Consider the following 24,006-nt stretch of genomic DNA (forward strand, 5'->3'; position numbering starts at 1 on the left):
CCGCTCATTTGGCGGGAGGGGGCCGGGGCGGGGATAGTCCCCTGGTGACTTCCGCCGACTCCTCCCCCTCGCCCGCCCTGTCCCCCGCTCCGGCAGGGCGCAACTTCGGTCTGCTGACCGCCGCCGCGATCATCACGAGCCTGGGCAGCAACGGCGCTCTGATCGCGGCGGCGTTCGCGGTTCTGGAGTCGGGCGGCGACAGCGGCGACGTCGGGCTGGTCGCCGCCGCGCGCACGGCGCCGCTGGTGCTCTTCCTGCTGATCGGCGGCGCGGTCGCGGACCGGCTGCCGCGTCACCGGGTGATGGTGGCCGCGAACACGCTCAACTGCGTCTCGCAGGCGGTGTTCGCCTGGCTTGTGCTCACCGGGGGTGCCGAACTGTGGCAGATGATGCTGCTGACGGCACTCTGCGGTACCGGGCAGGCCTTCTTCGGTCCGGCGGCCGAGGGCATGCTGATGTCCAGCGTCACCGGCGACCAGGCGGCCCGCGCCTTCGCCTTCTTCCGGATGTCGATGCACGGCGCGGCCATCGGCGGTGCCGCACTCGGCGGCGCCATGATCGCGGCCATGGACCCGGGCTGGGTGCTGGCCGTCGACGCGGCCGCCTTCGCCGTCGCCGGTGTGCTCCGGGCCTTCCTGAACGTCAGCCACATCCCCGCACGTGCACCGGGCGGTGGGCTGCTCGCCGATCTCCGGGAGGGCTGGCAGGAGGTCGTCGGGCGTCCCTGGCTCTGGGCCGTCGTCCTGCAGTTCTCCGTGGTCGTGGCCGTCGTCGGTGCCGCCGAGGCCGTTTACGGGCCACTGGTGGCGCGGGACGAACTCGGAGGTGCCCGTCCCTGGGGATTCGCCCTCGCGGCGTTCGGAGTCGGCACGCTGGGCGGTGCGCTGCTGATGATGCGGTGGAAACCCCGGCGGCTGCTGCTGGCAGGGACGCTCTGCGTGTTCCCGCTGGCCCTGCCGTCCGCGGGGCTCGCGATCCCGCTGCCGGTGGCCGGTCTCTGCACGGTGATGTTCGTGACCGGGGTCGCCATCGAGGTGTTCGGCGTGTCCTGGATGACAGCCCTCCACCAGGAGATCCCGGAGGAGAAGCTGTCCCGGGTCGCGGCGTACGACTGGTTCGGCTCGGTCGCGATGGTTCCGCTGGCCACGGCGGCGGCCGGCCCGGTGGAGACGCTCGTCGGCCGCAGCGAGGCCCTGTGGGGCTGTGCCGCGCTGATCGTGCTGGTGACGGCGGGGGTGCTGCTCGTTCCGGACGTACGGAACCTGACCCGCCGCAGCACGGTGAAGGAAGCCGGCGTCCCCGCGCGGCCCCTGGAGTCAGCCGATACCGAAGGCGCCGTCGGGGGGCTCGGGTGAGGCCACGGCCTCACGGTCGCGGACCGGCCTCGCACCACCGATGAACCGAGTGATCGCCGCACCGTGCACGACCCGCGCGGGGAACGCGTCGGCGGCGCACAGCCGGGTGAGCGGCGCGACGTCGAGGGGGCCGCGGGAGGCGAGCAGCACGGCGTTGCCGAACCGCCTGCCGCGCAGTACGGCCGGCTCGGCGATGAGCGCGAGTTCGCCGAACACCTCGGCGAAGTTGGCCAGTTGTGATCGCAGGAAGGTGAAGGGAGCGCCGTCGGCCAGATTCGCCGCGTAGACGCCGTCCGCCCGCAGCACCCGTCCGGCGGCCCGTGCGTACTCGACGGACGTGAGATGCGCCGGCACGCGCGAGCCACCGAAGACATCGGCGATCAGAAGGTCCGCGGAATCCTCCGGTGCCTCCTCGATCCAGCCCCTCGCATCGGTGCCGTGCACGGTGACACCGGCCCCCTCGGGCAAGGGCAGATGCTCCCCCACGAGCTCCACGAGCCCCCGGTCCGCCTCGGCCACGTCCTGCCGTGATCCCGGGCGGGTCGCCGCGACGTAGCGCGGAAGCGTGAGCGCGCCGCCGCCGAGATGCACCACGTCCAGGGGCGTCCCCGGCGCGCCGGCCCGGTCCACGACATGGCCGAGGCGGCGTACGTACTCGAATTCGAGGTGCGCCGGCTCGTCGAGGTCCACGTACGACTGCGGGGCTCCGTCGACCGTGAGCAGCCAGGCCCGGTCCCGGTCGACGTCGGGCAGCAGCCTGGCGGTGCCGCGGTCGGTGTCGCGGATGACGGGTATCGGCTCGTTCACTCCCCCATTGTGCCGGGCTCCGGAACCTCCTCCCGCCGGGTCAGCCGTGCCACACCGCGGCGACCTCCTCGGTGTGCGCGGCGGACTGGGCGAGACCGGCCCTGGCCGCCGCGGCCCGTCGTGCGGGGTCCAGCGAGTTGCGGCCGACGGCCTTCCGGGTGCCGGCGTCCGGGGTGATGACTTCGACGCGGGCGCCCTCTGCCTCCAGTTCGGCGGCTTGTGCGCGAGGGGAGACGATCACCTTGTTGCCACCGGCCGTGGGCGCGATCACGATGACGCGTCCGTAGCCGGAGGCGAGATGGGCATTGGCCGGGGAGTGCACACCTCCGTCGATCCAGCTCCCTCCGCCGGCGCTGACCACGGGCCGGACCACGGGGACCGCGCAGCTGGCGGTGACCGCGTCGGCGAGGGTGACCGTGCCCGTCCTGTCGAAGGTGTGCAGCGCCCCGGTGACGGCGTTCACGGCGGTGACCAGCAGGTGCCGCTCGGGCCATTCGGGCGACGGAAGCAGCGCCGCGATCATCTCCCGCCGTTCGGCCGCGGTCACCCCGGGCCGGCTTTCGCGGGCCAGAGCTCCCAGCTTCCGGCCGTACTCGTCGGGCGTCCGGGAGGAGAGCACCGCTCTCGCGTACCGCAGGACGGTGACGGGACCGAGCCTGTCGGCTGCCCCCTTCCCGTTCTCCGGGGCGGCGAGCTGCAGTTCGTAGAGGTCACCGATACCGGCGGGCCCGAACGCGAGCCGCGCCCCGACTACGGCGCCAGCCGAGCTTCCGACGATCAGATCAGCGGTGGAGAGGTCGACGCCCGCCTTGGCGAGTCCGTGCAGGATGCCGGTCTCCCAGGCCGTGCCGGTGACGCCTCCGGCACCCAGTACGAGAGCTGTGTCTGCCATGACCCCAGTCTGCCGCAACGGGCGCGACCCGCCCCTCCCGGCCGGGAGGGGCGGGTCGCGGCCCTGTCCTCAGAGCAGGCCGGTGACCGTACCGGCGCCGACCGTGCGTCCGCCCTCCCGGATCGCGAAGCCGAGGCCCGACTCCAGCGGGACGTCACGGCCGAGCTCGACGGTCATGGTGACCGTGTCGCCGGGCCGTGCCACCGCCGCCTCGCCGAGGTCGACGTCCCCGACGACATCCGCCGTACGGATGTAGAACTGCGGCCGGTATCCCGTGGTGACCGGCGTCGTCCTGCCTCCCTCACGGGCCGACAGGACGTACACCCGCGCCGTGAAACGCCGGCTCGGAGTGACGCTGCCGGGCGCCGCCACCACATGGCCGCGGCGCACCCGGTCGCGCTCGACCCCACGCAGGAGCAGGGCGACGTTGTCGCCGGCCTCCGCGGACTCCATCGGCTTGCCGAAGGTCTCCAGACCGGTGACGACCGTCTCCACGTCCGCGCCGAGCACCGACACACGGTCCCCGACGCGCACCGTGCCGCGCTCCACGGCCCCGGTGACGACGGTGCCGCGGCCCGTGATGGTGAGCACGTTCTCCACGGACAGGAGGAACGGCGCGTCGGTGTAGCGCACCGGCATCGGTACGTACGTGTCGACCGCGTCCAGCAGCCCCTCGACGGACGCCGTCCAGCGTGGGTCGCCCTGGAGCGCGCCGAGCCCCGACACCCGTACGACAGGCAGGGTGTCCCCGCCGTAACCGTGCGCGGAGAGCAGCTCGCGTACCTCCAGCTCGACCAGGTCGGTGAGCTCGGGGTCACCGGCGTCGGCCTTGTTGAGGGCGACGACGATGTGGTCGACACCGACCTGACGGGCCAGCAGGACGTGCTCGGCGGTCTGCGGCATGATGCCGTCGAGCGCGGAGACGACGAGGATCGCACCGTCGAGCTGCGCCGCTCCGGTGACCATGTTCTTGACGTAGTCGGCGTGTCCGGGCATGTCGACGTGCGCGTAGTGCCGGGTGTCGGTCTCGTACTCGACGTGCGCGATGTTGATGGTGATGCCGCGCTGCGCCTCCTCGGGGGCCCGGTCGATCCGGTCGAAGGGCACGAAGGTGCCGGTGCCGCGGTCGCTGAGCACCTTGGTGATGGCGGCGGTCAGAGTGGTCTTGCCGTGGTCGACGTGGCCCATGGTGCCGATGTTGAGGTGGGGCTTGGTGCGCACGTATGCCGTCTTGGGCATGGCTCGTTCCTCGGATGTCGAAGCTGAGAGAAGAAGACCCCAGGGCCCCGCCGACCCTCCCCTTGCGGGGTCCGCCGGACTGTCGGGGGAGGGTCAGCTTCGGGCGCCGCCGAAGGGCGCTGCGGCAGCGGCGAACGCCGCGTCAGGTGCTGCTTCGACCGCTGCTGCTGTGCATGCGGCCACCGGGCTCGCGGCAGCCTTCGGCGTGTCCGCGACTGCGGACTGCGCTGCGAGGAAGGCGTACCGGAACATGTGCCTGAGCATGCCGGAGCGGTGCGGCAGCGTCGAATGGTTTTCGCGTGGCGCCACACGTGTCGGGCGTGGTCACCGTCGCCCCGGGCGGAGGCGGCGAGCCCGATGTCCCGAGCGCGGCGCGGACATGGGCCTCCGGGCCCGAGTGACCCGTCACCCGTCACGAGCACGGTGCGGCGATCACACTCGTGTTTCGGTTACGCTCCCCAAATGTTCGACCCCGTCCCCGCGACACGGCCGTCCACCGGCCTCGCAGTGCGCTGTACGAGGGCGCTGCTCTCCCCCTGGTCCCGGTTCTCCCTGCTCGTGGCGGTCCTGCTGGCCGCCGCCACCATGATGCTGCTGTTCGAACCACAGCGGCTGCTGGCCTCCGGCTGGCCACCACAACTCACGGGCTCCACCGCCGCGATGCTCTTCGGACTCGCGTACGGCGTGTGCACCGTGGCCTTCGTGCCGCGCCCGCTGCTCAATCTGGCCGCCGGCGCGTTGTTCGGTGCCCAGGCCGGTCTCGCGGCGGCGCTGGCCGGAACCGTCCTCGGTGCCGGTGTCTCCTTCCTCCTCGGCAGGGTGCTGGGGCAGGACGCCCTCCGGACCCTGTTGCGGGGCAAGTACCTGAAGGCGGCCGACGGGCTGCTGAGCCGCCACGGATTCCGGTCCATGCTGGCGCTGCGGCTCTTCCCCGGGGTGCCGTTCGCCGCGGCCAACTACTGTGCGGCGACCTCCCGCATGGGTTACCCGCCGTTCCTCCTGGCCACCGGGCTGGGCTCGATCCCGAACACGGCCGCCTACGTCGTCGCGGGCAGCACGGCCTCCTCTCCGACCTCGCCGGTCTTCCTGGCGGCGACGGGCTTCATCGTGCTGTCCGGCGTGGGGGCGGCGCTGGTGGCCTGGCGCAGGCGGCACCGGCTGGGTGGCACGGGGGACGCGCCGGCACCGGAGGCGGGCGGCACGTAGACGGGGGCAGACGGAAGCCTGTTCACCTGCAGGCGATACGCTGCGCGCGACCGACAGAGGATGTCCGGGGCCGTGGCGTCCCGTCCCCCTTTCTGACCGCATCCGCACGCCGCCGACGGCCTTCGCGTCCGTCGGCCGTTGCATGAGTACCTCCGGGATGGCCTAAGCCCCATGAGCTGGTTCGAATCATTCGTCCTGGGCCTCGTTCAGGGACTGACCGAGTTCCTTCCGATCTCCTCCAGCGCGCATCTGCGGCTGACCGCGGCGTTCGCCGGCTGGCAGGATCCGGGAGCCGCGTTCACCGCCATCACACAGATCGGCACGGAGGCTGCGGTCCTCATCTACTTCCGCAAGGACATCGCGCGGATCCTCTCGGCCTGGTTCCGGTCGCTGACCGATTCCTCGATGCGCAGCGACCACGACGCCAAGATGGGCTGGCTGGTCATCGTCGGTTCGATCCCCATCGGCGTCCTCGGCGTGGCCTTCAAGGACCAGATCGAGGGCCCCTTCCGTGACCTCCGCCTGATCGCCACGACGCTGATCGGCATGGGCATCGTCCTCGGTGTCGCGGACCGGCTGGCTGCCCGCGACGAGTCCGGCGGCAAGCACCGGGTGGTCAAGGAACGCAAGTCGCTGAAGGAGCTGGGCGTCAAGGACGGACTGATCTTCGGGTTCTGCCAGGCGATGGCTCTGGTGCCGGGGGTGTCCCGCTCCGGCGCGACGATCAGCGGTGGGCTGCTCATGGGCTACACGCGTGAGGCGGCGGCCCGCTACTCCTTCCTGCTGGCGATCCCCGCGGTCATCGCCTCCGGTGGGTTCACGTTGAAGGACGCGGGCGAGGGACACGTCTCCTGGGGGCCCACGATCTTCGCGACGGTCATCGCCTTCGCGGTCGGCTACGCCGTGATCGCCTGGTTCATGAAGTTCATCACGACGAAGAGCTTCATGCCGTTCGTCGTCTACCGCGTGATCCTGGGCATCGTGCTGTTCATCCTGGTCGGCGCGGGTGTGCTGAGCCCGCACGCGGGCGAGTCCGCCGGCTGAGCAGGGCAGCGATCGTACCGGGTCAGGCGGGAGCGGGCGGCCTGTTCACTGACGCCGAGCGCTCGGGCGACGGTGCCCCACGGGGGGCCGTCGGCGGTCACTGCCGTCGGCCGGCAGGACACCGGGCCGTCCCTCGTGCTCGCTGCCGAACTCCTCGGATTCCCACATGGCACACCCCTTCCCCACCGGCCGGGCACCGGTGACACCTGGAGAGCCGCACCGAGCGAAGCCTGGACGCGCCCTCCCGACGACCTTGCCCGAACGTGGCGGGGCACGGTGGGCGAATACCCGATCCGGTGAATCCGGACATGTCCGGGTCCCGTGCGTGCCGGGACGTGGTCCAGGCCTCGGCCATCGGCGATTACACCGATGACGTGGCGGCCCGGGGGCGGGAAGTTGGGCGTGGTCACGGCAGCCGTGCACCGTCGTCCTCGCTCCCCACACCACGGAGGATCCCCATGCCCCTGTCCCGTACAGCCGGAGCCGCTCTCCTGACCCTCGCGCTCGCCTCGGTCCCCGTGTCGACGGCGGCGGCGGGCACGGCGGCAGCCGACGTGAACTACGTGGCCCTCGGTGACTCGTACGCCTCCGGCACCGGCGCCGGAGACTACTCCGACGTCGCGTGCACCCGGAGCCGCAACGCCTATCCCGCGCTCTGGGCCGATGCCAACGACCCGGCGTCGTTCACCTTCGCCGCCTGTGGCGGTGCCACGATCCCCGACGTGCTCGGTGACCAGGTGGGCGAACTCGACGAGGACACCACCCTGGTGAGCCTGAGCATCGGGGGCAACGACTCCGGGTTCGCCTCGACCATGCTCAGTTGCCAGTACTCCACCCGGTCGGCGTGCGAGCGGGCCCTGAAAACCGCCGGGGAGTACGTCGTGAACGAGCTGCCGGGTGAGTTGGACAGCCTCTACGCGACGGTCCGCGCCCGCGCGCCCCACGCCGAGGTCGTCGTCATCGGGTACCCGTACCTCTACGAGGAGGGCGGTCTCTGCCTCGGCGGGCTCAGCTCCGCCAAGCGCACGGCCGTCAACGAGGGTTCGGATCTGCTCAACGACACGATCGCGGGGCGTGCGGAGGCGGCCGGGTTCGCCTTCGCGGACGGCCGGCCCGCGTTCGCCGGGCACGAGATCTGTACCCGCGACGCGTGGATCAGCGGCTCGAACATCCACCCGACGGCGGAGGGACACCGATCCGCGTACCTCCCGGCGTTCACGGCGGCCGTGACCGGGAGCTGATGACCGTGTCACTCCGGACGGTCGGCACGGTCACGCACGCCGCACGGTGGTCGTAGGCCGGTGGGGCCGCCGGGTCGCTCCCGTGCGGCCAGGCGATAATCACGAGTCGGGGTGCTCCGACTCGGCCCCGCAGACGTCCGGACTGCCTGGGAGAATTCATGACCGCCGACGACCTTCCCGTGATCGCCGCCGTGGACGGTTCCGCGCACAGCTGGGAGGCACTCGACTGGGCCGTGGGCGAAGCCGCCCGCCGCGGACTGCCGCTGCTGATCGTGCGCGTCCGTCCGCCCGGTCGGCGCGCGGAGGAGGCCGCGGGGCTTCGGGAGGCCGAGGAGTCGCTCGCGCGGGCCGAGGCGCGGGCGTCCCGGCTCGCCCCCGGCCTGGCCGTCGCGACGCTGGCCCCGCTGGACTTCCCGTCGGCGGCACTCGTCTCGCTCAGCCGTGACGCCTCGACCGTGGTCGTCGGATCGCGGGGTCTCGGCGGGTTCCGCTCGCTGATGATCGGATCCAACAGCCTGGCCACCGCGTCGATGGCACAGTGCCCGGTCGTCGTCGTCCACACCGGCCGCACCGACGAGAGCGAGGCGGAGCCGGCGGACGCCTTCCCCGACGTCGTCGCCGGGGTCGCCGGCGACGAGAGCAGTGGAGCGGTCCTCGATTTCGCCTTCGAAGCCGCCGTCTCCAGGCCGGGCGCACGGCTGCGGCTCGTACACGGGTGGACGATGTTCTCGTCGATGCTGTCCGGCGGCCCCATTTTCGACAGTGAGGCCGCGGCCGACACGGCGGAGCGGACCCTGGCCGAGATCACCGCGGGCCGGAGTGAGAGGTATCCGCAGGTGGAGATCGTCCGAGAGCCTGTCCGGGGCTCGGCGTCACGCACCCTGGTCACGGCTTCGGCCACCGCCGCGCTGACCGTGGTCGGGCGGCGGAAGGGCGGCGAGTCCCTGGGGCTCGGCCTCTCCCCCGTCGCGCAGACGACGGTGACGCACGCCCTCGGCCCGGTCGCCGTCGTCCCCGTCTGATCCCGGATCCACCAGGTCCGGGGCCCCGGGCCGTGCGCGGCCCCTTGGCGTGCGGCGTCCGACAGCCGAGACTTGGGCGATGACTCAGCGCGTGGCTCTCGCGACGGTGATGGACCGGCTCTCCATCGATGCAGTGATCACCGATTACGCCGTGGCCCTGGAGGACGGCGCGTGGGAGGACTACGGCGCCCTGTTCACACCCGACGGGCGCGCCGACTACCGCGAGGCGGGCGGGGACGAGGGGGCCGCCGCCGAGGCGGCGCGGTGGCTCGGGGAGAGTCTGCGTCTCTTCCCCGCCCGCCAGCATCTGATCGTCAACCGGCGCCTGGACCTCCAGGACCTGGGCGGCTATCCCGGTGACCGGGCGCAGGTGCGGGCCGACTACCTCAGCCCGACGGGTTCGGAAGCCTGGGACGGGGAGTCGGCCCCGGCGCTGGTCACCGGCGGCCGGTACGCCTTCGAACTGCTGCGCACGGAACCGGGCTGGCGGATCCGGGCCGTCACGGCGCACCGGAAGTGGCGGTACGCGCCCGGGGCCGCCGCAGGCTGAGCCGCGGCACGCCCCCTGTGCTCTGCTGATCCTCTGCACCACACTGGGATCAGGCGCAGGACGGGCGAGGAGGAGACGCATGCCGATGCGGGGCGGGTGGCTTCCGGCCGGACGGGCGGCCGGGGGCGGCGCACGGCCGGCCGAGCGGCTGCTGCGTTCCCGTTCCGGGCGCGGCGTCGCGGCTCTGTGCGCGGGTTCTCTGCCCGCCCTCGCGTTTCCCGCGCCCTCCCTCTGGTGGGTCGCCTACGTCACCCTGGTGCCCTGGCTGCTGCTGATCCGGTCGGCGGGCACGGACCGCCGTGCGGCGGTCGACGGCTGGCTCGGCGGTACGGGTTTCGTCCTGGCCGTGCACCACTGGCTGATGCCGAGCCTCCATGTGTTCATCCTGGTGCTGGCCGCCCTGCTCGGGCTGTTGTGGGCTCCCTGGGGCCTGCTCGTGGCCCGGCTCCTCGGAGGCTCGCCGTCCGTCCGGCGGTCCGTGGCCGCTGTGGCCGTGGTGCCCTCCGGGTGGCTGATGATCGAACTGGTCCGTTCCTGGGAGGGGCTCGGCGGTCCCTGGGGACTGCTGGGCGCCAGTCAGTGGGAGGTCCCGCCGGCGCTGCGTGTCGCCTCGGTGGGCGGCGTATGGCTGGTCAGTCTGGGTGTGGTGGCCGCGAACACCGCAGTCGTCCTGCTGATCGGCGTACCGGCCGCCCGGACGGGCGCGGTCGCGTGCCTGGTGGCCGGTGCCCTCGGTGTGGGCGCGACGGCGCTGTGGGCGCCGCGGGCCGAGGAGACCGGTACGGTCCGGATCGCCGTCGTGCAGCCGGGTGTGGTCGAGGGACCCGGCAGCATCGACCGCCGGTTCGCGCGCGGTGAGGAGCTGACCCGGGGCCTGGCAGGGCGAGGCGTGGATCTGGTGGTGTGGGGCGAGAGCAGCGTGGCCGTGGACCTGGCCAGGAGCCCGAGGACGGCGCACCGCCTCGCGGCACTGTCCCGTCTGGTCGGTGCCGAGGTACTGGTCAACATGGACGCCCGGCGCACGGACGGACCCGGCCGTGCCGGGATCTTCAAGTCCGCGGTGCTGGTGGGCCCGGACGGCCCGACCGGGGACCGTTACGACAAGATGCGCCTGGTGCCGTTCGGGGAGTACGTACCGGCCCGCGCGCTGCTCGGCTGGGCGACCTCCGTGGGCAAGGCGGCGGGCGAGGACCGGCTGCGCGGCAGCGAACCCGTGGTGATGGACCTGCGGGGCGGGCTGCGGGTGGGCCCGCTGGTGTGCTTCGAGACCGCGTTCCCCGACATGAGCCGGCAGTTGACGGAGGACGGGGCCCAGGTGCTGGTCGCCCAGTCCTCCACCTCGACGTTCCAGCACAGCTGGGCCCCCGAACAGCACGCCTCGCTGGGGGCACTGCGGGCGGCCGAGTCGGGCCGGCCGATGGTGCACGCCACGCTCACGGGGGTGAGCGCGGTGTACGGCCCGGGGGGCGAACGGCTGGGAGCCCCGCTCGGTACGGACGCGAGCGAGGCCCGCGTGTACGACGTACCGCTCGCCCGGGGCTCCACCCTCTACGTGCGGTTGGGTGCCTGGCCGGTGTACGGCGCGCTGGTGGTGCTGGCCGTCTTCTTCGGAGCGGCGGGGATCCGGTCGGTCAGAACGCTTGCTCCGCCGCGTCCAGGACCACCCGCTCGCAGAGCCGGTGGGTCTCCAGGGCGTCCCCAGCGCTGAGCACCTTCCCGGCCCGCACCGCGTCGAGGAAGGACAGCACGCCCTGCTCGATGCCGCGCTGGCGGGCGACCGGCACCCAGTCTCCGCGCCGTCGCAGGGTCGGCTGTCCCTTGTGGTCGAGGACGTCGGAGAGGTTGAGGATCTGCCGCTTGGTGTCCTGGCCCGAGACCTCGAGGATCTCCTCCGTGGATCCGTTGAGCCGGTTCATCATGCCGATGGCGGTGAATCCGTCCCCGGACAGCTGGAGCACCACGTGGTGCATGAGCCCGTCGGCGATCCGCGCCCGCACCACGATGTTCGAGACGGGGCCGGGGACCAGGAAGCGCAGGGTGTCGACGACATGGATGAAGTCGTCGAGCACCATGGTGCGGGGGTCCTCCGGCAGCCCCACCCTGTTCTTCTGCATGAGGATCAGCTCGCGCGGGTGATCGGCGCACTGCGCGTACGACGGGGCGAGCCTGCGGTTGAACCCCACGGCGAGAGAGACACCGCGCTCCTCCGCGAGAGCCACCAGCCGCTCGGACTCGGCGAGTTCGTAACTGAGCGGCTTGTCGACGAAGGTGGGGACGCCCGCTTCGAGCAGCCGTCCGACGATCTCCGCGTGGGCGGTGGTCGGCGCGTGCACGAAGGCGGCGTCCAGCCCCTGGTCCAGGAGCGATCCGAGATCCTCGTGGCGCTGCGCCCCGGGGATCCGGTGGGCCGCCGCGACGGCGTCGAGTGTGGCCGGGGTGCGGGTCTGCAGGTGCGGCTCGACGCCGGGCAGGGTTGTCAGTACCGGCAGATACGCCTTCTGCGCGATGTCGCCGAGCCCGATGCAGCCGACCTTCACGAGGTTCTCCCTGTCGTCCTGACCAGGGCCTTGTCACGGTTGTGCCGTCCGCCCTTCCCTGGTCACGGCAGCATACGTGCGCCGGGCGGCTGCCAGTCGCAGATGCCGTCGAACGTGCGCAGGACCAGCCCCGGGCCGAGACGGGAGACCGCGGACATCAGCCCGTTCCGGAGAGCGACGGCCGGCACGCCGGTCAGCCCGGTCAGCCGGGACACCCGCGCCGCCTTGCGGACCATGGCGGTCGTACGAGGGTGTCTGGCCGCGCTGTAGGCGGCGACGCCCACCCCCAGGTCACCGTCCGGCGTGACGTGGTGGGCGAGTACGACGGCGTCCTCGATGGCCTGATTACCGCCCTGCCCGAGGAAGGGAACCATGGCGTGCGCGGAGTCGCCCACGAGCACCGCGCGTCCCCGGTGGAAGGACGGCAGCGTTCGGCCAGCTGGTACACGTCGTGGCGCAGGACCCGGTCCGGCTCCACGGCGTCGATGATCGCGGGAATGGGGTCGTGCCAGTCGCCGTACCGCCGCAGCAGTTCCGCCTTCTCGTCGTCGGCGGCCCGGGTGCCGGCCTGGACGGCGGCCGCCGCGTAGGCGTATGTTCCGCCGTCCTTCAGCGGGTGGCTGCCCCAGAGCGCGCCGCGGCCCCAGGTCTCGTGGGAGCCGAAGGTACGGCCCACGCCGGGGGCGAGGACCCGCCAGGTGGTGAATCCGCTGTACGCGGGGCCGGGATGGCTCGGGAAGAGCGCGGTGCGCACGGCCGATCCGATGCCGTCGGCGCCGATCACCAGGTCGGCCTCGATGTCACCGGAGTCCGTCCTGACGAGGGCCGGGCTCCCGCCCGCGCGGCCCGGATCGACGAGCCGCGCCGTTGTACCGGTGCGCACCACGTCCTCGGGGAGCCGCGCACGGAGCAGGTCCATGAGCGCCGAGCGGCGCAGCACGACGAGCGGCCCGCCGAACCGCTCGGCCGCGGCGGCACTGTCCGTGCGGGCGAGCCGGCGCCCGGACGGTGTACACAGGCTGCCGTCGCCCTGCCACGCCGCGAGGGACCTGACCTCGTCGCCGAGCCCGATGATGTCGAGGGCGCGCTGGGAGTTGGGGGCGAGGCTGATGCCGGCGCCGATGGGTTCCAGTGAGGCCGCACGCTCGAGCACGGTGATCTGCCACCCGCTCCGGTACAGGGCCGCCGCGGCGGTGAGCCCACCGATTCCGCTGCCGATGACCACCGCACGGGATGTCGCCATGACTGACCCCTCCTCGCAACTACACCTGTAGTACGTGAATTCCACCGTACTACAGGTGTAGTGAGGGCGGTAGGTTGGTCTCATGCCCACACGTTCCGCACCCGCACGCACCGCCCCCTCCTCCACCGGGCAGCCCACCTCCTCCCGCGCCGGCCTGATCGCCGATGCCGCGCTGTCACTTCTCGCCGAGCGCGGGATGAGGGGCCTGACCCACCGGGCCGTGGACGAGCGGGCAGGGCTCCCCCAAGGTTCGACCTCCAACCACGCCCGCACCCGGCAGGCCCTGCTGGAAACCGCTGTACGCCGGCTCGCCGAGCGGGAGGCACTGATGCTCGCGCCGGGGGATCTGCTCGCGGTCGGCGATCCGGCCGGGGCCGCCGAAGGTCTGGCGCGCGCGCTGCACCGCTATCTGACCAGCGGCACCGAGCTTCTGGTCTGCCGCTACGAACTCGCCCTGGAGGCCACCCGGCGCCCCGGTCTCCGCGCGTTCTACGACGACGCGGGTGGGCGGTTCCGTGAGCCGCTGGTGGCTCTGATGGCCCTGGCGGGATCAGCCGAACCGGAGCGCCACGCCCTGTCGGTCGTGGCCTGGGCCGAGGGAATGATGTTCGCGTGCGCCGTGGGCTCCTACCACCGGGCCGTGCCTACCGAGGAGGAGCTACGCAGGGGCTGCACCGAGCTGCTGCGGGGGATGCTCGGCACGGAGGACGCGTGAGCGTCGCCGGCGCTGATCGCCGGTGCCCGACGACAGCACGGGAACGGGTCGGCGGAGCGACCGGCGAGTGAGGCCCGGGCGGCGCGCCGCCCTTGTCACTCCCCCGGCGCGCTCCCCCGCAGGCGCTGCTCCATACGCCCGATGGCGGCCCGGACGTCTTCGCCGTACCCGTCGCCCTCCAGCAGACCGACGGCGTCCCAGGCCCGGTCCAGGTGGGTGCGGGCGGCCTCGAAACGCTGCAGCTCCAGATAGTCCGCCGCCAGGCTCAGGTGCAGCGAGGGGACGAGGGCCCGCACGGCGGCCGCGTCACGGTGCTCCCCCTCCGTGCCCGGGTTCGGGACCACCCCACCGGTCAGGCACTCCGCGGCGGCCAGCGCCCTCAGGTCCCAGGCCAGCTCGTCCCCCGGGTCGTCCTGGGTACCGGCCATGTAATGGGCGAGGGTGCAGCGGTGCAGGGCGGCACCGCGCTCACCGATCTCCGACCAGATGATCCCGAACCTGTTGCGGGCCTCTTCCCTGTCCCCGGCATGGAGCAGTATGGCCGCCTGGCCGATCCTGGTCATGACGGCGTCCCCCGGCATTTCCCGCTGCTCCACTACAGAGGTCTCCCTGATCACCGCCCGGCCTGTTCCGGTCGCTCAGACGCTAGCCGCAGCCACCGGCAATCCCGCTCAGGCGCGGGCCCCGGCGGTCGGTCGGGTCGTCTGCAGGCCCAGGTCAGGGATCCGCCAGTCGATGGGCTCGTGGCCCTGCGCCGCGACGGCCTCGTTGATCTGGGTGAACGGACGGGAGCCGAACCACTTCTTGGCGGAGAGCGGTGAAGGATGCGCGCCCTTGACCACCGCGTGACGGTCCTGGTCGATCAGCGGGATCTTCTTCTGGGCGTAGTTGCCCCAGAGCACGAAGACCGCCGGGTCGGGCCGCTCGGCCACCGCACGGATCACCGCGTCGGTGACCTTCTCCCACCCCTTGGCCTTGTGCGAATTCGCCTCGCCGGCCCGGACGGTGAGCACCGCGTTGAGCAGCAGGACACCCTGCTGTGCCCACGGCATCAGATATCCGTTGTCCGGGACGGGCAGACCGAGCTCGTCGTTCATCTCCTTGTAGATGTTGCGCAGCGAAGGGGGCGTCTTGACACCCGGCCGGACCGAGAAGCACAGCCCGTGCCCCTGTCCCTCGCCGTGGTAGGGGTCCTGGCCGAGAACGAGGACCTTCACCCGGTCGTACGGCGTGGCCTCCAAGGCCGCGAAGACCTGCTCTCGCGGGGGATACACCGGCCCCTTGGCCCGCTCCTCCTCGACGAAATCGGTGAGCTCCTTGAAGTAGGGCTTCTGCAGCTCTTCGCCGAGGACGCCGCGCCAGGACTCGGGCAGCAGGTCGGTGTCGGTCACGTCCACAACCTCCGGTAAGCAATCGGTTCTTGAGTACAGAACCTACCGGGGAGGACTGACAACGGACCCGCCGAGCCTGCCGCCCGCCCTCCTACCAGCTGGTCTTGCGGTACAGCTCCCACATCTGCATGACCGTCTGCGGGTCGAGCGCACGCTCGCCGCCGCCGATGTCCTCGCCCGCCGCCACGTACAGCTTGCCCTGCCACAGGGGCAGCAGGCGGACGTCCTTGACCAGGATCTCCTGGGCCCGCTTGAACTGCTTGGAGACGGCTCCGCGGTCACTCTCCTCACGGGACGAGGGCAGCAGGTCCTCGGTGATCTCCTCGGACACGTACGGGGTGCCGGTGACGCTGTCCTGGCCCACGAAGGGAGCCACGAAGTTGTCCGGGTCCGGGAAGTCGGGGAACCAGCCGCGCCCGAAGACCGGGTACTCACCCTTGGTGAAGCCCTCCTGGAAGGACTTCCACGGCGCGCTCTTCAGCGTGATCCGGAACAGGCCGGACGCCTCCAGCTGGCGCTTCAGCTCGGCGAACTCGGGAGCGGTGGAGGAGCCGTAGCGGTCCGTGGTGTACCAGAAGGTCATCTCGACCGGTTCGGTGATGCCCTCCTCGGCGAGGATCTCCCTGGCCTCGGCCGCGTCCGCGTCGCCGTAGACGTCGAAGAAGCTGGTCGCGTGCCCGGCGATGCCCTTCGGGATCATGGAGTAGAGCGGTTCCGCGGTGCCCCGGTACACCTTGGCGACGAGGGCGTCGCGGTTCACCACCTGCGCGACGGCCTGCCGGACGGCGAGCTTCCCGGCCGCCGGGTCCTGGGGGTTGAAGACCAGGAACCGGATGTCCGCGCCGACCGACTCGATGATCTGCAGACCGTTGTTGTCCGACTTGTCGTCCTCGAGACCGATGACCTCCTCCGCGGTCAGGCCGCGGTAGGTGGCGTCGATCTCCTTGCTCTTCAGAGCCGCCACCATGGGGGCGGAGCCGTCGAAGTAACGGATCGTGACCGCTTCGTTCCTCCTGTCGGCGAAGCCCTTGTAGTCGGCGTTCCTGGTCAGCTCGGCCTGCTTGCCGGGCTCGTAGGAGTCCAGGACGTACGGCCCCGAACCGGTGACCTCGCCGTCGTCGCGGATGCTGTCCGCCGGGTACTCGTCGGGGGAGACGATCGACATCGCCGGGGTGGCCAGGATGAACGGGAAGGTCGCGTCCGACTTGGCGAGGTGGAAGACGACGGTGTCCTCGCCCTTGGTCTCCACCCGGTCGAGAGAGCCGAGGAGACCGGCCGGACCGCCCTTGACCTTGATCTTCTTGATCCGGTCGATGGAGTACTTCACGTCCTCGGCGTCGATCTTCTCCCCGTTGGAGAACTGCAGGCCCGCACGCAGGGTGCACCGGTACTCCCGGCTCGACGCGTCGGCGAACCGGCATTCCTCCGCCGCGTCGGGCTCGGGGCTGGTGCTGCCGGTCGGGAAGCTCACCAGGGTCTGGAAGACGTTCCTCATCAGCTCCCAGGAGCCGTCCCACGCTGCCGCCGGGTCAAGGGTCGAGGGCGAGCTCGTCGTTCCGACCGATATGTGCTGGTCCACTTCTGAACTGCCGTCGGACAGCAGGCCGCAGCCGGCGAGCACAGAAAGGGAAGAAAGGGCTGCGACAGCCCGCACACTGGCCCGGTAGAACACGTGAACGCTCCTCGATCGGCCTTAAGGTCGGCAGACCATACCGCAGCGCCCCACCGGGTCAATTCGCTGACCCGGCAGGGCACTTGAGTCAATCACGACCAAAGCGGCGCAGGCCTCCCTCAGGCCACGCCTGCGTTCAGGAAAATCCCGCCGTCGACCACGAGTGTCTGCCCGGTCACCCAGTCGGACTGCGCGGACGTGAGGAACGCCGCTGCCCCGCCGATGTCCTCCGGGACCCCGAGCCGGCCCAGCGGATAGGCGGCTGCGGCCTCGGCCTCGCGGCCCTCGTACAGCGCCTCGGCGAACTTGGTCTTCACCACCGCCGGGGCGATCGCGTTGACCCGTACCACCGGTGCGAACTCGTGCGCCAGCTGGAGGGTCAGATTGACCATGGCGGCCTTGCTCATGCCGTAGGCACCGATGAACGGGGACGCGGAAACACCCGCTACCGAGGCGATGTTGACGATCGCCCCGCCGTTCTCCCGCTGCCACGCCTTCCAGGTCTGCTGTGCGAACCCGAGCGCCGAGATCACGTTCGTCTCGTAGACCTTGCGGGCGACGTTGAGATCCAGCTCGGCCATCGGCCCGAAGACCGGGTTCGTACCGGCGTTGTTGACCAGGTAGTCGACCCGGCCGAACTCCTCCATGGCGCGTTCGACGGCCGCCGCCTGGTGCGCCTCGTCGTGCGCCTTGCCCGCGATTCCGATGGCCCGTTCGGCGCCGAGCCTCTCGACGGCCTCTTTCAGGGCGTCCTCACCACGGCCCGTGATGACGACCCGGTCGCCCCGGGCCACGAGCGCCTGGGCGATGCCGTAGCCGATGCCCCGGCTCGCGCCCGTGATGAGCGCGACCTTGCCACTGTCCTGCACAGTCATGTTGTCCGTTGCCCTTCCGGGGTCAGTTGAGCGGTCCGCCGGCGACGTACATGACCTGCCCGGAGACGAAGCCCGCGTCCTCGCCGGTGAAGAAGGCGATGGCGTTGGCGATGTCCTCCGGGCGCCCCACGCGCTGCACCGGGATCTGCGTCGCGGCGGCGGCCTGGAACTCCTCGAAGCCCATGCCGACACGGGCCGCGGTCTGGGCGGTCATCTCGGTGACGATGAAGCCGGGAGCCACGGCGTTGGCGGTGACACCGAACTTGCCGAGCTCCTTGGCGAGCGTCTTGGTGAAGCCCTGGAGACCGGCCTTGACCGCGGAGTAGTTGGCCTGACCACGGTTGCCCAGCGCCGAGGAGGACGAGAGCGAGACGATACGGCCGAACTTGGCCTCGACCATGTGCGACTGGACGGCCTTCGCCATGAGGAACGCGCCCTTGAGGTGCACGTTCATCACGAGGTCCCAGTCGGACTCGCTCATCTTGAAGAGCAGGTTGTCGCGGAGCACACCCGCGTTATTGACGAGGATCGTCGGGGCGCCGAGCTCGGCGGCGACGCGCGCGACGGCTGCCTCGACCTGAGCGCTGTCCGACACATCGCAGCCGACGGCGAGGGCCTTGCCCCCGGCGCCGGTGATCTTCTCGACCGTGTCCTTGCAGGCCGCCTCGTCGAGGTCGAGTACGGCGACGGCACGGCCCTCGGCCGCCAGGCGCACGGCAGTGGCGGCGCCGATGCCCCGTGCCGCTCCCGTCACGATGGCGACACGCTGCTCGGTGGTGGACATGCTTGGTTCTCCTCGCCCTTGGATCGCGGCTCAGCGGACGTCAGGAAGTTCCCGATAACTGAGCAACCGCTTAGTACCTTCAGCAGACGAGACGCTAGAAGCCCCGGCACCCGGTGTCAACGGCACGCGGGGAGCCGGGCGCATGTCACACCGGACGGCGCCGCCGCCTCACAGGTCCGGGCGGCGGCACCCGCCCGCCGTCAGCGCACCAGGACGTCGAGCAGCCGATCGAGCTCGGCAGCCGGATCCGCGGTCAGACCGCTGTGCACGACACCGGGCTGGACGACCGTGGAGCGCGGCGCGATCAGCCAGCGAAAGCGTCGCCCCGGGTCGTCGCCGGCCGCCTGGCCCGCCCCCTCGCCCCCGCCGCAGACGCCCTCGACCGCCCGCAGAGCCGCCCGCACACCGAGTACGTCGGCCTGCGGATCCAGCGCTTCGAGCTTGCGTTCGTCCAGATGGGTCCGGGCCGCGACGAACGACTTGGCCCGGCAGTAGACCAGCACGCCGGCGTTGAAGCACTCCCCACGCTCCACGCGCGGCACGACGCGCAGGACCGCGTACTCGAAGACGTGACGCTCGCTCATCGGCCGCCGTCCTTACCCGTGCGGCCGGCGCCGGCCTGTGCGTCGCGGTCCTTCTTGGCCGGATGCGGCCAGGCGCCGAGATGGTCGGTGAGCCACCCGGGCACCTGGGAGGGCCGGGTCTTCGTGGGCGCCTCCAGGACGATGCGTTCGTGGATGCTCCCGGCGCGGGCCAGCAGCGGCTCGACGTACGCCCGGCGCAGCTGGTCCGTGGTCTCGAAGCCCGGCTCACCGGCCAGCCACGCGTCCGGCACCTCGGCCGCCACCTCGGTGACCAGCTCCTCGGTGACGAGCGGAGCCAGCGCGGCGGCCGCGGCCGCGATGTCCGGCCCGAACGGTGCGAGGACGTGATCGGAGGCGTTGTACGGCTTCGCGGCCGAGGCCTGCGCGCCTGGCCAGTTGTGGTGCCAGATCATGGTGGCCCCGTGGTCGATCAGCCATGGATCGCCGTGCCAGACGAGCATGTTGGGATTCCGCCACGACCGGTCGACGTTGTTGATCAGCGCGTCGAACCAGACGACCCGCCCCGCTTCCTCCGCGCCGACCTCGTAGGCGAGCGGGTCGAAGCCGAGCGAGCCGGGCAGGTAGTCCATCCCGAGGTTCAGCCCGGCGCTGGCCTTGAGGAGCTCCTGCACCTCCTGGTCCGGCTCGGCGAGTCCGATGACCGGGTCGAGCTGGATGGTCACCAGCTCCGGCACCCGCAGCCCCAGCCTCCGGCCGAGCTCTCCGCAGATGACCTCGGCGACCAGGGTCTTGCGCCCCTGTCCGGCTCCGGTGAACTTCATGACATACGTGCCCAGGTCGTCGGCCTCGACGATCCCGGGGAGCGACCCGCCCTCCCTAAGGGGCGTGACATAGCGAGTCGCTACGACCTCTTGCAACACTTTCTCAGGCCACCCATCTCTTTAGCCTTGCAATCCATGGAGAGCCTCTCGGGGGCGCGTAGCGGGAATCACCGGCCGGCGGCGCCGGGGAGGCGCCGAGGAACTCCGGCCGGCGATCCCGCCCCCGCGCTCCCCGGGCAGACCCTCGACGGTGCGGCGGCCCTGCTACCGGCCTCCGGCATGAAGTGAGCATAGTAACCGAGAGTGATCGCAGGCGTGCCCGGGTGGGCGAAGCGCGAAGGGCAGGGGCGTCCGATCAGCGGAATCAGAGGACAGGCCGACCGCCGAGGTCCTGCGGGCCACCACGAAGGCGTACGCAGGTCAGCTGGTAGTGCTTCGTCACCGGGGTGCAGGAGCCCGGACAGCCGTGCTGATCATGCTCACCGCGCGCTCGACCTTCTCCGCCGTGGCTTCGGGGGAAGGCAGTTCGGATTCGTAGATGAAGGCGGTGGCGCCGCGGCGGCTTCCGCAGTAGTCGACGATGCCATGCTCGATCTGCGTCCGCAGGGCCTTCTCGTATCCGTGCCGCTCGAACAGGCCCGGATCACTGGCGGCCACGGGCAGAAGATGCGTCGTGAGCTGCTGCAGCTTGGGGCGCAGGCCCGAGTCCGCTGAGTACTCGAAGGCCCAGCCGTTGACGAAGACCCGGTCGATCCACCCCTTCAGCAGTGCCGGCATCGACCACCAGTACACGGGAAAGATCAGAACGACGTCAGTGGCCTGCTCGAGACGACGGTGCTCACGGACGACGTCGGACGGGTAGTCGCCGCCCTCGTGGTACGCACGGCGATCCGCCGGGTTGAACCTGGGGTCGAACTGCTCCTGGTGCAGGTCGGCCACCTCGACCGGCAGGGGGTGCAGGGCCGATTGGAGCCTGGCCGACACGTGATGCGTCAGGGACCGAGGGTCTGGGTTCGCGGTGACCAGCAAAGTCCGCGGCATGTGGCCGGTGTTCATTCCGGTGCTTCCTTGTCGAGAGGTGAGGAGTAGGGAGTGTGGTTCCGTCGGGGTGACTGTGCGCCCTGTGCGGGCGGTCACAGGGGACGTCGGCGCACGGGTCCGGGGTGGCGTGACGAATGCGGGAGGAAGCCCAGCCGGACTTGGATGTCTACGCTCATGATCTCCAGGCAACCCGACCCGGCCGCACGATCCCATGGGCAGGAAGCCGAAGAGCCTGTCCATTCGTCTGCGGCGTGAGGGCTGCCGGGGTCGGGAAGCTATACGAGTTCACGCCGGAACTCCGTCGGGTTGACGCCGCGGATGCGTTTGAACGCGGCACTGAAGCCGAAGGCGTCCGAGTAGCCGACCTCGCGGGCGATCTCGGCGAGGGTCGCCGTCCTCCGTTCCCGCATGAGGTCCGCTGCGATCATCATTCGCCGGCGGGTGAGGAACGTCAGCGGCGGCTCGCCGACCAGGTCGGTGAAGCGTTTCGCGAAGGTGGCGCGTGACACCCCAGCCCTTTTGGCCAGGGAGGACACCGTCCACGGCGCAGCCGGCTTTTCGTGCAGCAGCCTCAGTGTGTGCCCGACGACCGGGTCACGGTGTGCGGTGTACCAGGCCGGGGGGTTGCCGCCGGGCCGGTCGAACCAGTCGCGCAGGGAACACACCAGCATCCAGTCCAGAAGCCGGTCGAGCACGATCTGCTGGCCCGGGGCATCGACCGCGACCTCCGCGGCCAGGAGGGCTCGCACGGCGTCGACCGTGCCGTCGCCCGCGATACGCAGGACGTCGGGCACCGCGTCGAGCAGTTGCCGGCCGATCTCGCCGCGGACGGGGTAGGCGCCGGTGACCAGCGTCGTCGCGCTGTTCGAGTCGCCCGGAGCGGCGTCGTGCCAGCCCAGCCGGTGGTAGGTCCCGCCCTCATCAGGCGTCGCGCAGCTCTCCCCGCATTCGATCGGTTCGGCCGCGGTGTCGATCCCGTCGACGAAGGAGAACAGCGCGGGTCCGCGCAGGATCAGCGTTTCACCGGCCGTGAGGTGCTCGGGCGGGCGCCCCTCCGGAAGGATCCACCCGGACCCTTCGAGCACGGTGCACAGCGTCAGCGGCGCGCCGTCGACGAACCGCAACGCCCAGGGGGCGGTAACGGTTGAGCTGCCGAACAACGACCCTTGAGCCCGCACGTTACGGAACATGTCTTCGAAGGCGTCCATGGAGCAACGTTAGACGATCTCGCAGGCGTTTCAGCCTTTTACCTATGGGTTCGTCCTGCCCGCCGTCTCCATAGGGGCAGCACGCGCAGCGACGCCACTCGCGGCGGCCTCCGACTCCCGAACTGAGCACAGTGACCGAGGGTGATTGCGGGAGGGGAGATGTACGAGCGTGGGAGGCCACTCGGACAGGGAAAAGGCAACTTCGACAGGGCCCGAGGTCGGGGCTACCTTCTCCAGACATTCGGCGCCGCTCGCAGTTCCCCGCCCCCACGCCCGGACAGCGGGAGCGTCAGGGACGTCCGCACCAGGCACCTCGGCCAGGGAGAAACGCATGCCGCACCTTGCTCTGTACACGTTCGGTGTCCTCACATCGGCCCTCGCCGATCCCGCCCCTCTCACGCGGGAGTTCCACGAGAGCGGCCGAGCCGTCTACGAGGAGATCGGCCGGCACCCCGGATATGTCGCTCGCGCCGAAGCGGCGGACCGCAGCCTGGGCGCACGGACGGATTTCGACTCGGACTGGGGTGAGTGGGGAGAGTTCGCCGTACCGGCCTGGTACGGGAAGGGCCGCACCGCGGAAACCATCGCCCTGGCCGCGACCCTCTCGCTCTGGACCGACCTCCGGTCCGCCTTCGAATCCGTCCACACCGGTCTGCACCGCGCGGCGCTCAGCAGGCGTCACGACTGGTTCGAGAGGACGGGACATCCGGGTCACGTGTGCTGGTGGGTCGCCGAGGGGACGATACCCACCTGGCAGGACGGGGTCGCCAGGCTGGAACACCTCCACGACCACGGCTCCGCGCCGTACGCCTTCACCTTCCCCCACTCGTTCGAGCCGGGCGGAACACCGGCCGGTCCCAAGGAGCGTTCAGCACGCGGCGACGAGGTCCTGCTCGATGGCGTCCACCGTGTCCAGCAGGGCCCGTGCGACGCTGCGCAGGTCCCGGTTCGTGACCGTGTCGGCCACCACGATCGCGGCCATCGGCCCGGCCCGGCCCAGACGGACGGGGGCGGCCAGTTCGACCAGTTCGGGAATGTGCTCGCTCCTCGCGTAGGACAGTCCCGTCCGCCGGATCTGTTCGAACTCGCGCCGCATCGCGTCCGTCCTGGCCGGGATCATGCGTGAGCCGGGCATCGTGGTGGCGAAGATGTCGGCGGGGTTCCGCCGGGCCATCGCGAGCAGGAGCCTGCCCGCCGCCGAGCGGTGGGCGGGGACGGGCTGCCGCAGCGCCATCGCCAGACGGACGTGTTCCTGGCCGTAGAGGGTCCCGACGTGCTGGACCTTGGTGCCCGACAGCGTACCGAGGCTGACGATCCTGTTCGTCAGTTGGAACAGTTCGATCAGGAAGGGAGTGATCGGGTAGTTGTGCCACTGCGCCGAAGCAGGACCGCTGGTGGCCGCCAAGCGCAGCAGGTAGGTGCCGAGTTCGTAGGACTTCGACTCCTTCCGCACCGCGAGGCCGTTGTCGGTGAGCACCCTCATCAGGCGGTGCAGCGTGGACTTGGGAAGGTCCACCAGGCGCGACAGTTCCGACAGGGTCAGCGGCCGTGCCGACTCGGCCAGCACCTCCAGGACGGCGAGCGTCTTGCGCAGCGGGCCTCCCGCCAATCCGGGCGCCGGAGGATCTCGCTCGTCGTCCACGCGGAACTCCCGTCGCTGAGTCGCATCCAACCGGTCCATGCTTACCTGCGCGCGGACGGCGAACTCAAGATCAACCGGGCCGGTTGTCCCGTGGGGCCACGGCATCAGGCCCTTTTGACAGCCGTGGCCCGTGCCGGGCGGTCCGGGGCAACGGTTTCCACGCCCGTTCCGGAAAG

At 71.1% G+C, this 24,006-nt stretch carries 22 protein-coding genes and 2 pseudogenes; 9 read left to right on the forward strand and 15 right to left on the reverse strand.

The window, feature by feature from the left end; translation table 11 throughout:
- The first annotated feature begins 44 nt into the window (after positions 1-44).
- A complete protein-coding gene (locus ABT001_RS20220; RefSeq protein WP_351279224.1) occupies positions 45-1,355 on the forward strand; it encodes an MFS transporter in 1,311 nt (436 codons plus the stop codon).
- Here ABT001_RS20220 and ABT001_RS20225 read toward each other — a convergent pair.
- The 3 genes from ABT001_RS20225 to tuf form a co-directional block, all read right to left on the reverse strand.
- Positions 1,317-2,162: a spermidine synthase gene (locus ABT001_RS20225; protein ID WP_351279225.1), complete on the reverse strand. Its 846-nt coding sequence runs from the start codon at positions 2,160-2,162 to the stop codon at positions 1,317-1,319. The two genes, ABT001_RS20220 and ABT001_RS20225, sit on opposite strands and share 39 nt — an antisense overlap.
- A gap of 40 nt (positions 2,163-2,202) precedes the next feature.
- The gene (locus ABT001_RS20230) at positions 2,203-3,054 is read right to left on the reverse strand and encodes a patatin-like phospholipase family protein (protein ID WP_351279228.1); all 852 of its coding nucleotides are present in this window, start codon (positions 3,052-3,054) and stop codon (positions 2,203-2,205) included.
- 69 nt (positions 3,055-3,123) lie between these two features.
- On the reverse strand, positions 3,124-4,293 hold the full coding sequence (gene tuf, locus ABT001_RS20235; RefSeq protein WP_351279230.1) for an elongation factor Tu: 1,170 nt from the start codon (positions 4,291-4,293) through the stop codon (positions 3,124-3,126).
- A 462-nt stretch (positions 4,294-4,755) separates the two neighbouring features.
- Between tuf and ABT001_RS20240 the strand changes: the two genes are divergently transcribed.
- The 6 genes from ABT001_RS20240 (at position 4,756) to lnt (ending at position 11,064) form a co-directional block, all read left to right on the forward strand.
- Entirely contained in the window at positions 4,756-5,499 is a 744-nt protein-coding gene (locus ABT001_RS20240; protein ID WP_351279233.1) for a TVP38/TMEM64 family protein, read from the forward strand.
- Positions 5,500-5,670: 171 nt separating this feature from the next.
- The gene (locus tag ABT001_RS20245; protein WP_351279236.1) at positions 5,671-6,543 is read left to right on the forward strand and encodes an undecaprenyl-diphosphate phosphatase; all 873 of its coding nucleotides are present in this window, start codon (positions 5,671-5,673) and stop codon (positions 6,541-6,543) included.
- A gap of 458 nt (positions 6,544-7,001) precedes the next feature.
- Complete coding sequence (locus ABT001_RS20250; RefSeq protein ID WP_351279238.1) at positions 7,002-7,784, forward strand: SGNH/GDSL hydrolase family protein; 783 nt, start codon at positions 7,002-7,004, stop codon at positions 7,782-7,784.
- A 158-nt stretch (positions 7,785-7,942) separates the two neighbouring features.
- On the forward strand, positions 7,943-8,806 hold the full coding sequence (locus tag ABT001_RS20255) for a universal stress protein (RefSeq protein ID WP_351279240.1): 864 nt from the start codon (positions 7,943-7,945) through the stop codon (positions 8,804-8,806).
- Between the two features lie 79 nt (positions 8,807-8,885).
- Positions 8,886-9,356 (forward strand): nuclear transport factor 2 family protein, encoded by a 471-nt coding sequence (locus ABT001_RS20260; RefSeq protein WP_351279243.1) that lies wholly within the window; start codon positions 8,886-8,888, stop codon positions 9,354-9,356.
- A 79-nt stretch (positions 9,357-9,435) separates the two neighbouring features.
- The gene (gene lnt, locus ABT001_RS20265) at positions 9,436-11,064 is read left to right on the forward strand and encodes an apolipoprotein N-acyltransferase (protein ID WP_351279245.1); all 1,629 of its coding nucleotides are present in this window, start codon (positions 9,436-9,438) and stop codon (positions 11,062-11,064) included.
- Here the strand turns inward: lnt and ABT001_RS20270 are convergent.
- Both ABT001_RS20270 and ABT001_RS20275 read right to left on the reverse strand, forming a co-directional pair.
- Complete coding sequence (locus ABT001_RS20270; protein WP_351279247.1) at positions 10,988-11,893, reverse strand: Gfo/Idh/MocA family protein; 906 nt, start codon at positions 11,891-11,893, stop codon at positions 10,988-10,990. The two genes, lnt and ABT001_RS20270, sit on opposite strands and share 77 nt — an antisense overlap.
- 62 nt (positions 11,894-11,955) lie before the next feature.
- Positions 11,956-13,136 (reverse strand): annotated as a pseudogene (locus ABT001_RS20275) (FAD-dependent monooxygenase).
- An 82-nt stretch (positions 13,137-13,218) separates the two neighbouring features.
- Between ABT001_RS20275 and ABT001_RS20280 the strand changes: the two are divergent.
- Positions 13,219-13,851: a TetR/AcrR family transcriptional regulator gene (locus ABT001_RS20280; RefSeq protein ID WP_351279250.1), complete on the forward strand. Its 633-nt coding sequence runs from the start codon at positions 13,219-13,221 to the stop codon at positions 13,849-13,851.
- Positions 13,852-13,946: 95 nt separating this feature from the next.
- Here the strand turns inward: ABT001_RS20280 and ABT001_RS20285 are convergent, their stop codons facing one another.
- The 9 genes from ABT001_RS20285 to ABT001_RS20325 form a co-directional block, all read right to left on the reverse strand.
- Entirely contained in the window at positions 13,947-14,447 is a 501-nt protein-coding gene (locus ABT001_RS20285) for a hypothetical protein (protein ID WP_351279251.1), read from the reverse strand.
- A 75-nt stretch (positions 14,448-14,522) separates the two neighbouring features.
- Entirely contained in the window at positions 14,523-15,242 is a 720-nt protein-coding gene (locus ABT001_RS20290; protein WP_351279253.1) for a uracil-DNA glycosylase, read from the reverse strand.
- A gap of 91 nt (positions 15,243-15,333) precedes the next feature.
- Positions 15,334-16,914 carry an ABC transporter substrate-binding protein gene (locus ABT001_RS20295; RefSeq protein WP_351279255.1) on the reverse strand — a complete coding sequence of 527 codons (1,581 nt, stop codon included), beginning with the start codon at positions 16,912-16,914 and terminating at the stop codon, positions 15,334-15,336.
- Positions 16,915-17,033: 119 nt separating this feature from the next.
- A complete protein-coding gene (locus ABT001_RS20300) occupies positions 17,034-17,789 on the reverse strand; it encodes an SDR family oxidoreductase (protein WP_351279258.1) in 756 nt (251 codons plus the stop codon).
- Between the two features lie 22 nt (positions 17,790-17,811).
- The gene (gene fabG, locus ABT001_RS20305) at positions 17,812-18,573 is read right to left on the reverse strand and encodes a 3-oxoacyl-ACP reductase FabG (RefSeq protein WP_351279261.1); all 762 of its coding nucleotides are present in this window, start codon (positions 18,571-18,573) and stop codon (positions 17,812-17,814) included.
- Positions 18,574-18,773: 200 nt separating this feature from the next.
- On the reverse strand, positions 18,774-19,157 hold the full coding sequence (locus ABT001_RS20310; protein ID WP_351279264.1) for a DUF3037 domain-containing protein: 384 nt from the start codon (positions 19,155-19,157) through the stop codon (positions 18,774-18,776).
- Entirely contained in the window at positions 19,154-20,038 is an 885-nt protein-coding gene (locus ABT001_RS20315; protein WP_351279267.1) for a HipA family kinase, read from the reverse strand. Before ABT001_RS20315 ends, ABT001_RS20310 begins: the two co-directional genes overlap by 4 nt.
- A gap of 339 nt (positions 20,039-20,377) precedes the next feature.
- Positions 20,378-20,995 (reverse strand): NAD(P)H-dependent oxidoreductase, encoded by a 618-nt coding sequence (locus tag ABT001_RS20320; protein WP_351279269.1) that lies wholly within the window; start codon positions 20,993-20,995, stop codon positions 20,378-20,380.
- 260 nt (positions 20,996-21,255) lie between these two features.
- Positions 21,256-22,188: an AraC family transcriptional regulator gene (locus ABT001_RS20325; protein WP_351279271.1), complete on the reverse strand. Its 933-nt coding sequence runs from the start codon at positions 22,186-22,188 to the stop codon at positions 21,256-21,258.
- A 331-nt stretch (positions 22,189-22,519) separates the two neighbouring features.
- Between ABT001_RS20325 and ABT001_RS20330 the strand changes: the two are divergent.
- Positions 22,520-23,053: pseudogene (locus ABT001_RS20330) on the forward strand (DUF3291 domain-containing protein); the annotation flags it as partial.
- Positions 23,054-23,056: 3 nt separating this feature from the next.
- On the opposite strand, the gene ABT001_RS20335 reads toward ABT001_RS20330, so the two are convergent.
- On the reverse strand, positions 23,057-23,830 hold the full coding sequence (locus ABT001_RS20335; RefSeq protein ID WP_351279274.1) for an IclR family transcriptional regulator: 774 nt from the start codon (positions 23,828-23,830) through the stop codon (positions 23,057-23,059).
- Positions 23,831-24,006: the final 176 nt, after the last annotated feature.

It is taken from the genome of Streptomyces sp. NPDC002793 (genome assembly GCF_040295485.1).
GTDB lineage: Bacteria > Actinomycetota > Actinomycetes > Streptomycetales > Streptomycetaceae > Streptomyces.

Coding starts and splice junctions, on each gene's coding strand:
- ABT001_RS20230 (WP_351279228.1), bottom strand. CDS start 3,054: ATGGCAGACACAGCTCTCGTACTGGGTGCCGGAGGCGTCACCGGCACG.
- tuf (WP_351279230.1), bottom strand. CDS start 4,293: ATGCCCAAGACGGCATACGTGCGCACCAAGCCCCACCTCAACATCGGC.
- ABT001_RS20240 (WP_351279233.1), top strand. CDS start 4,756: ATGTTCGACCCCGTCCCCGCGACACGGCCGTCCACCGGCCTCGCAGTG.
- ABT001_RS20245 (WP_351279236.1), top strand. CDS start 5,671: ATGAGCTGGTTCGAATCATTCGTCCTGGGCCTCGTTCAGGGACTGACC.
- ABT001_RS20250 (WP_351279238.1), top strand. CDS start 7,002: ATGCCCCTGTCCCGTACAGCCGGAGCCGCTCTCCTGACCCTCGCGCTC.
- ABT001_RS20255 (WP_351279240.1), top strand. CDS start 7,943: ATGACCGCCGACGACCTTCCCGTGATCGCCGCCGTGGACGGTTCCGCG.
- ABT001_RS20260 (WP_351279243.1), top strand. CDS start 8,886: ATGACTCAGCGCGTGGCTCTCGCGACGGTGATGGACCGGCTCTCCATC.
- lnt (WP_351279245.1), top strand. CDS start 9,436: ATGCCGATGCGGGGCGGGTGGCTTCCGGCCGGACGGGCGGCCGGGGGC.
- ABT001_RS20280 (WP_351279250.1), top strand. CDS start 13,219: ATGCCCACACGTTCCGCACCCGCACGCACCGCCCCCTCCTCCACCGGG.
- ABT001_RS20300 (WP_351279258.1), bottom strand. CDS start 17,789: ATGACTGTGCAGGACAGTGGCAAGGTCGCGCTCATCACGGGCGCGAGC.
- fabG (WP_351279261.1), bottom strand. CDS start 18,573: ATGTCCACCACCGAGCAGCGTGTCGCCATCGTGACGGGAGCGGCACGG.
- ABT001_RS20310 (WP_351279264.1), bottom strand. CDS start 19,157: ATGAGCGAGCGTCACGTCTTCGAGTACGCGGTCCTGCGCGTCGTGCCG.
- ABT001_RS20320 (WP_351279269.1), bottom strand. CDS start 20,995: ATGAACACCGGCCACATGCCGCGGACTTTGCTGGTCACCGCGAACCCA.
- ABT001_RS20325 (WP_351279271.1), bottom strand. CDS start 22,188: ATGGACGCCTTCGAAGACATGTTCCGTAACGTGCGGGCTCAAGGGTCG.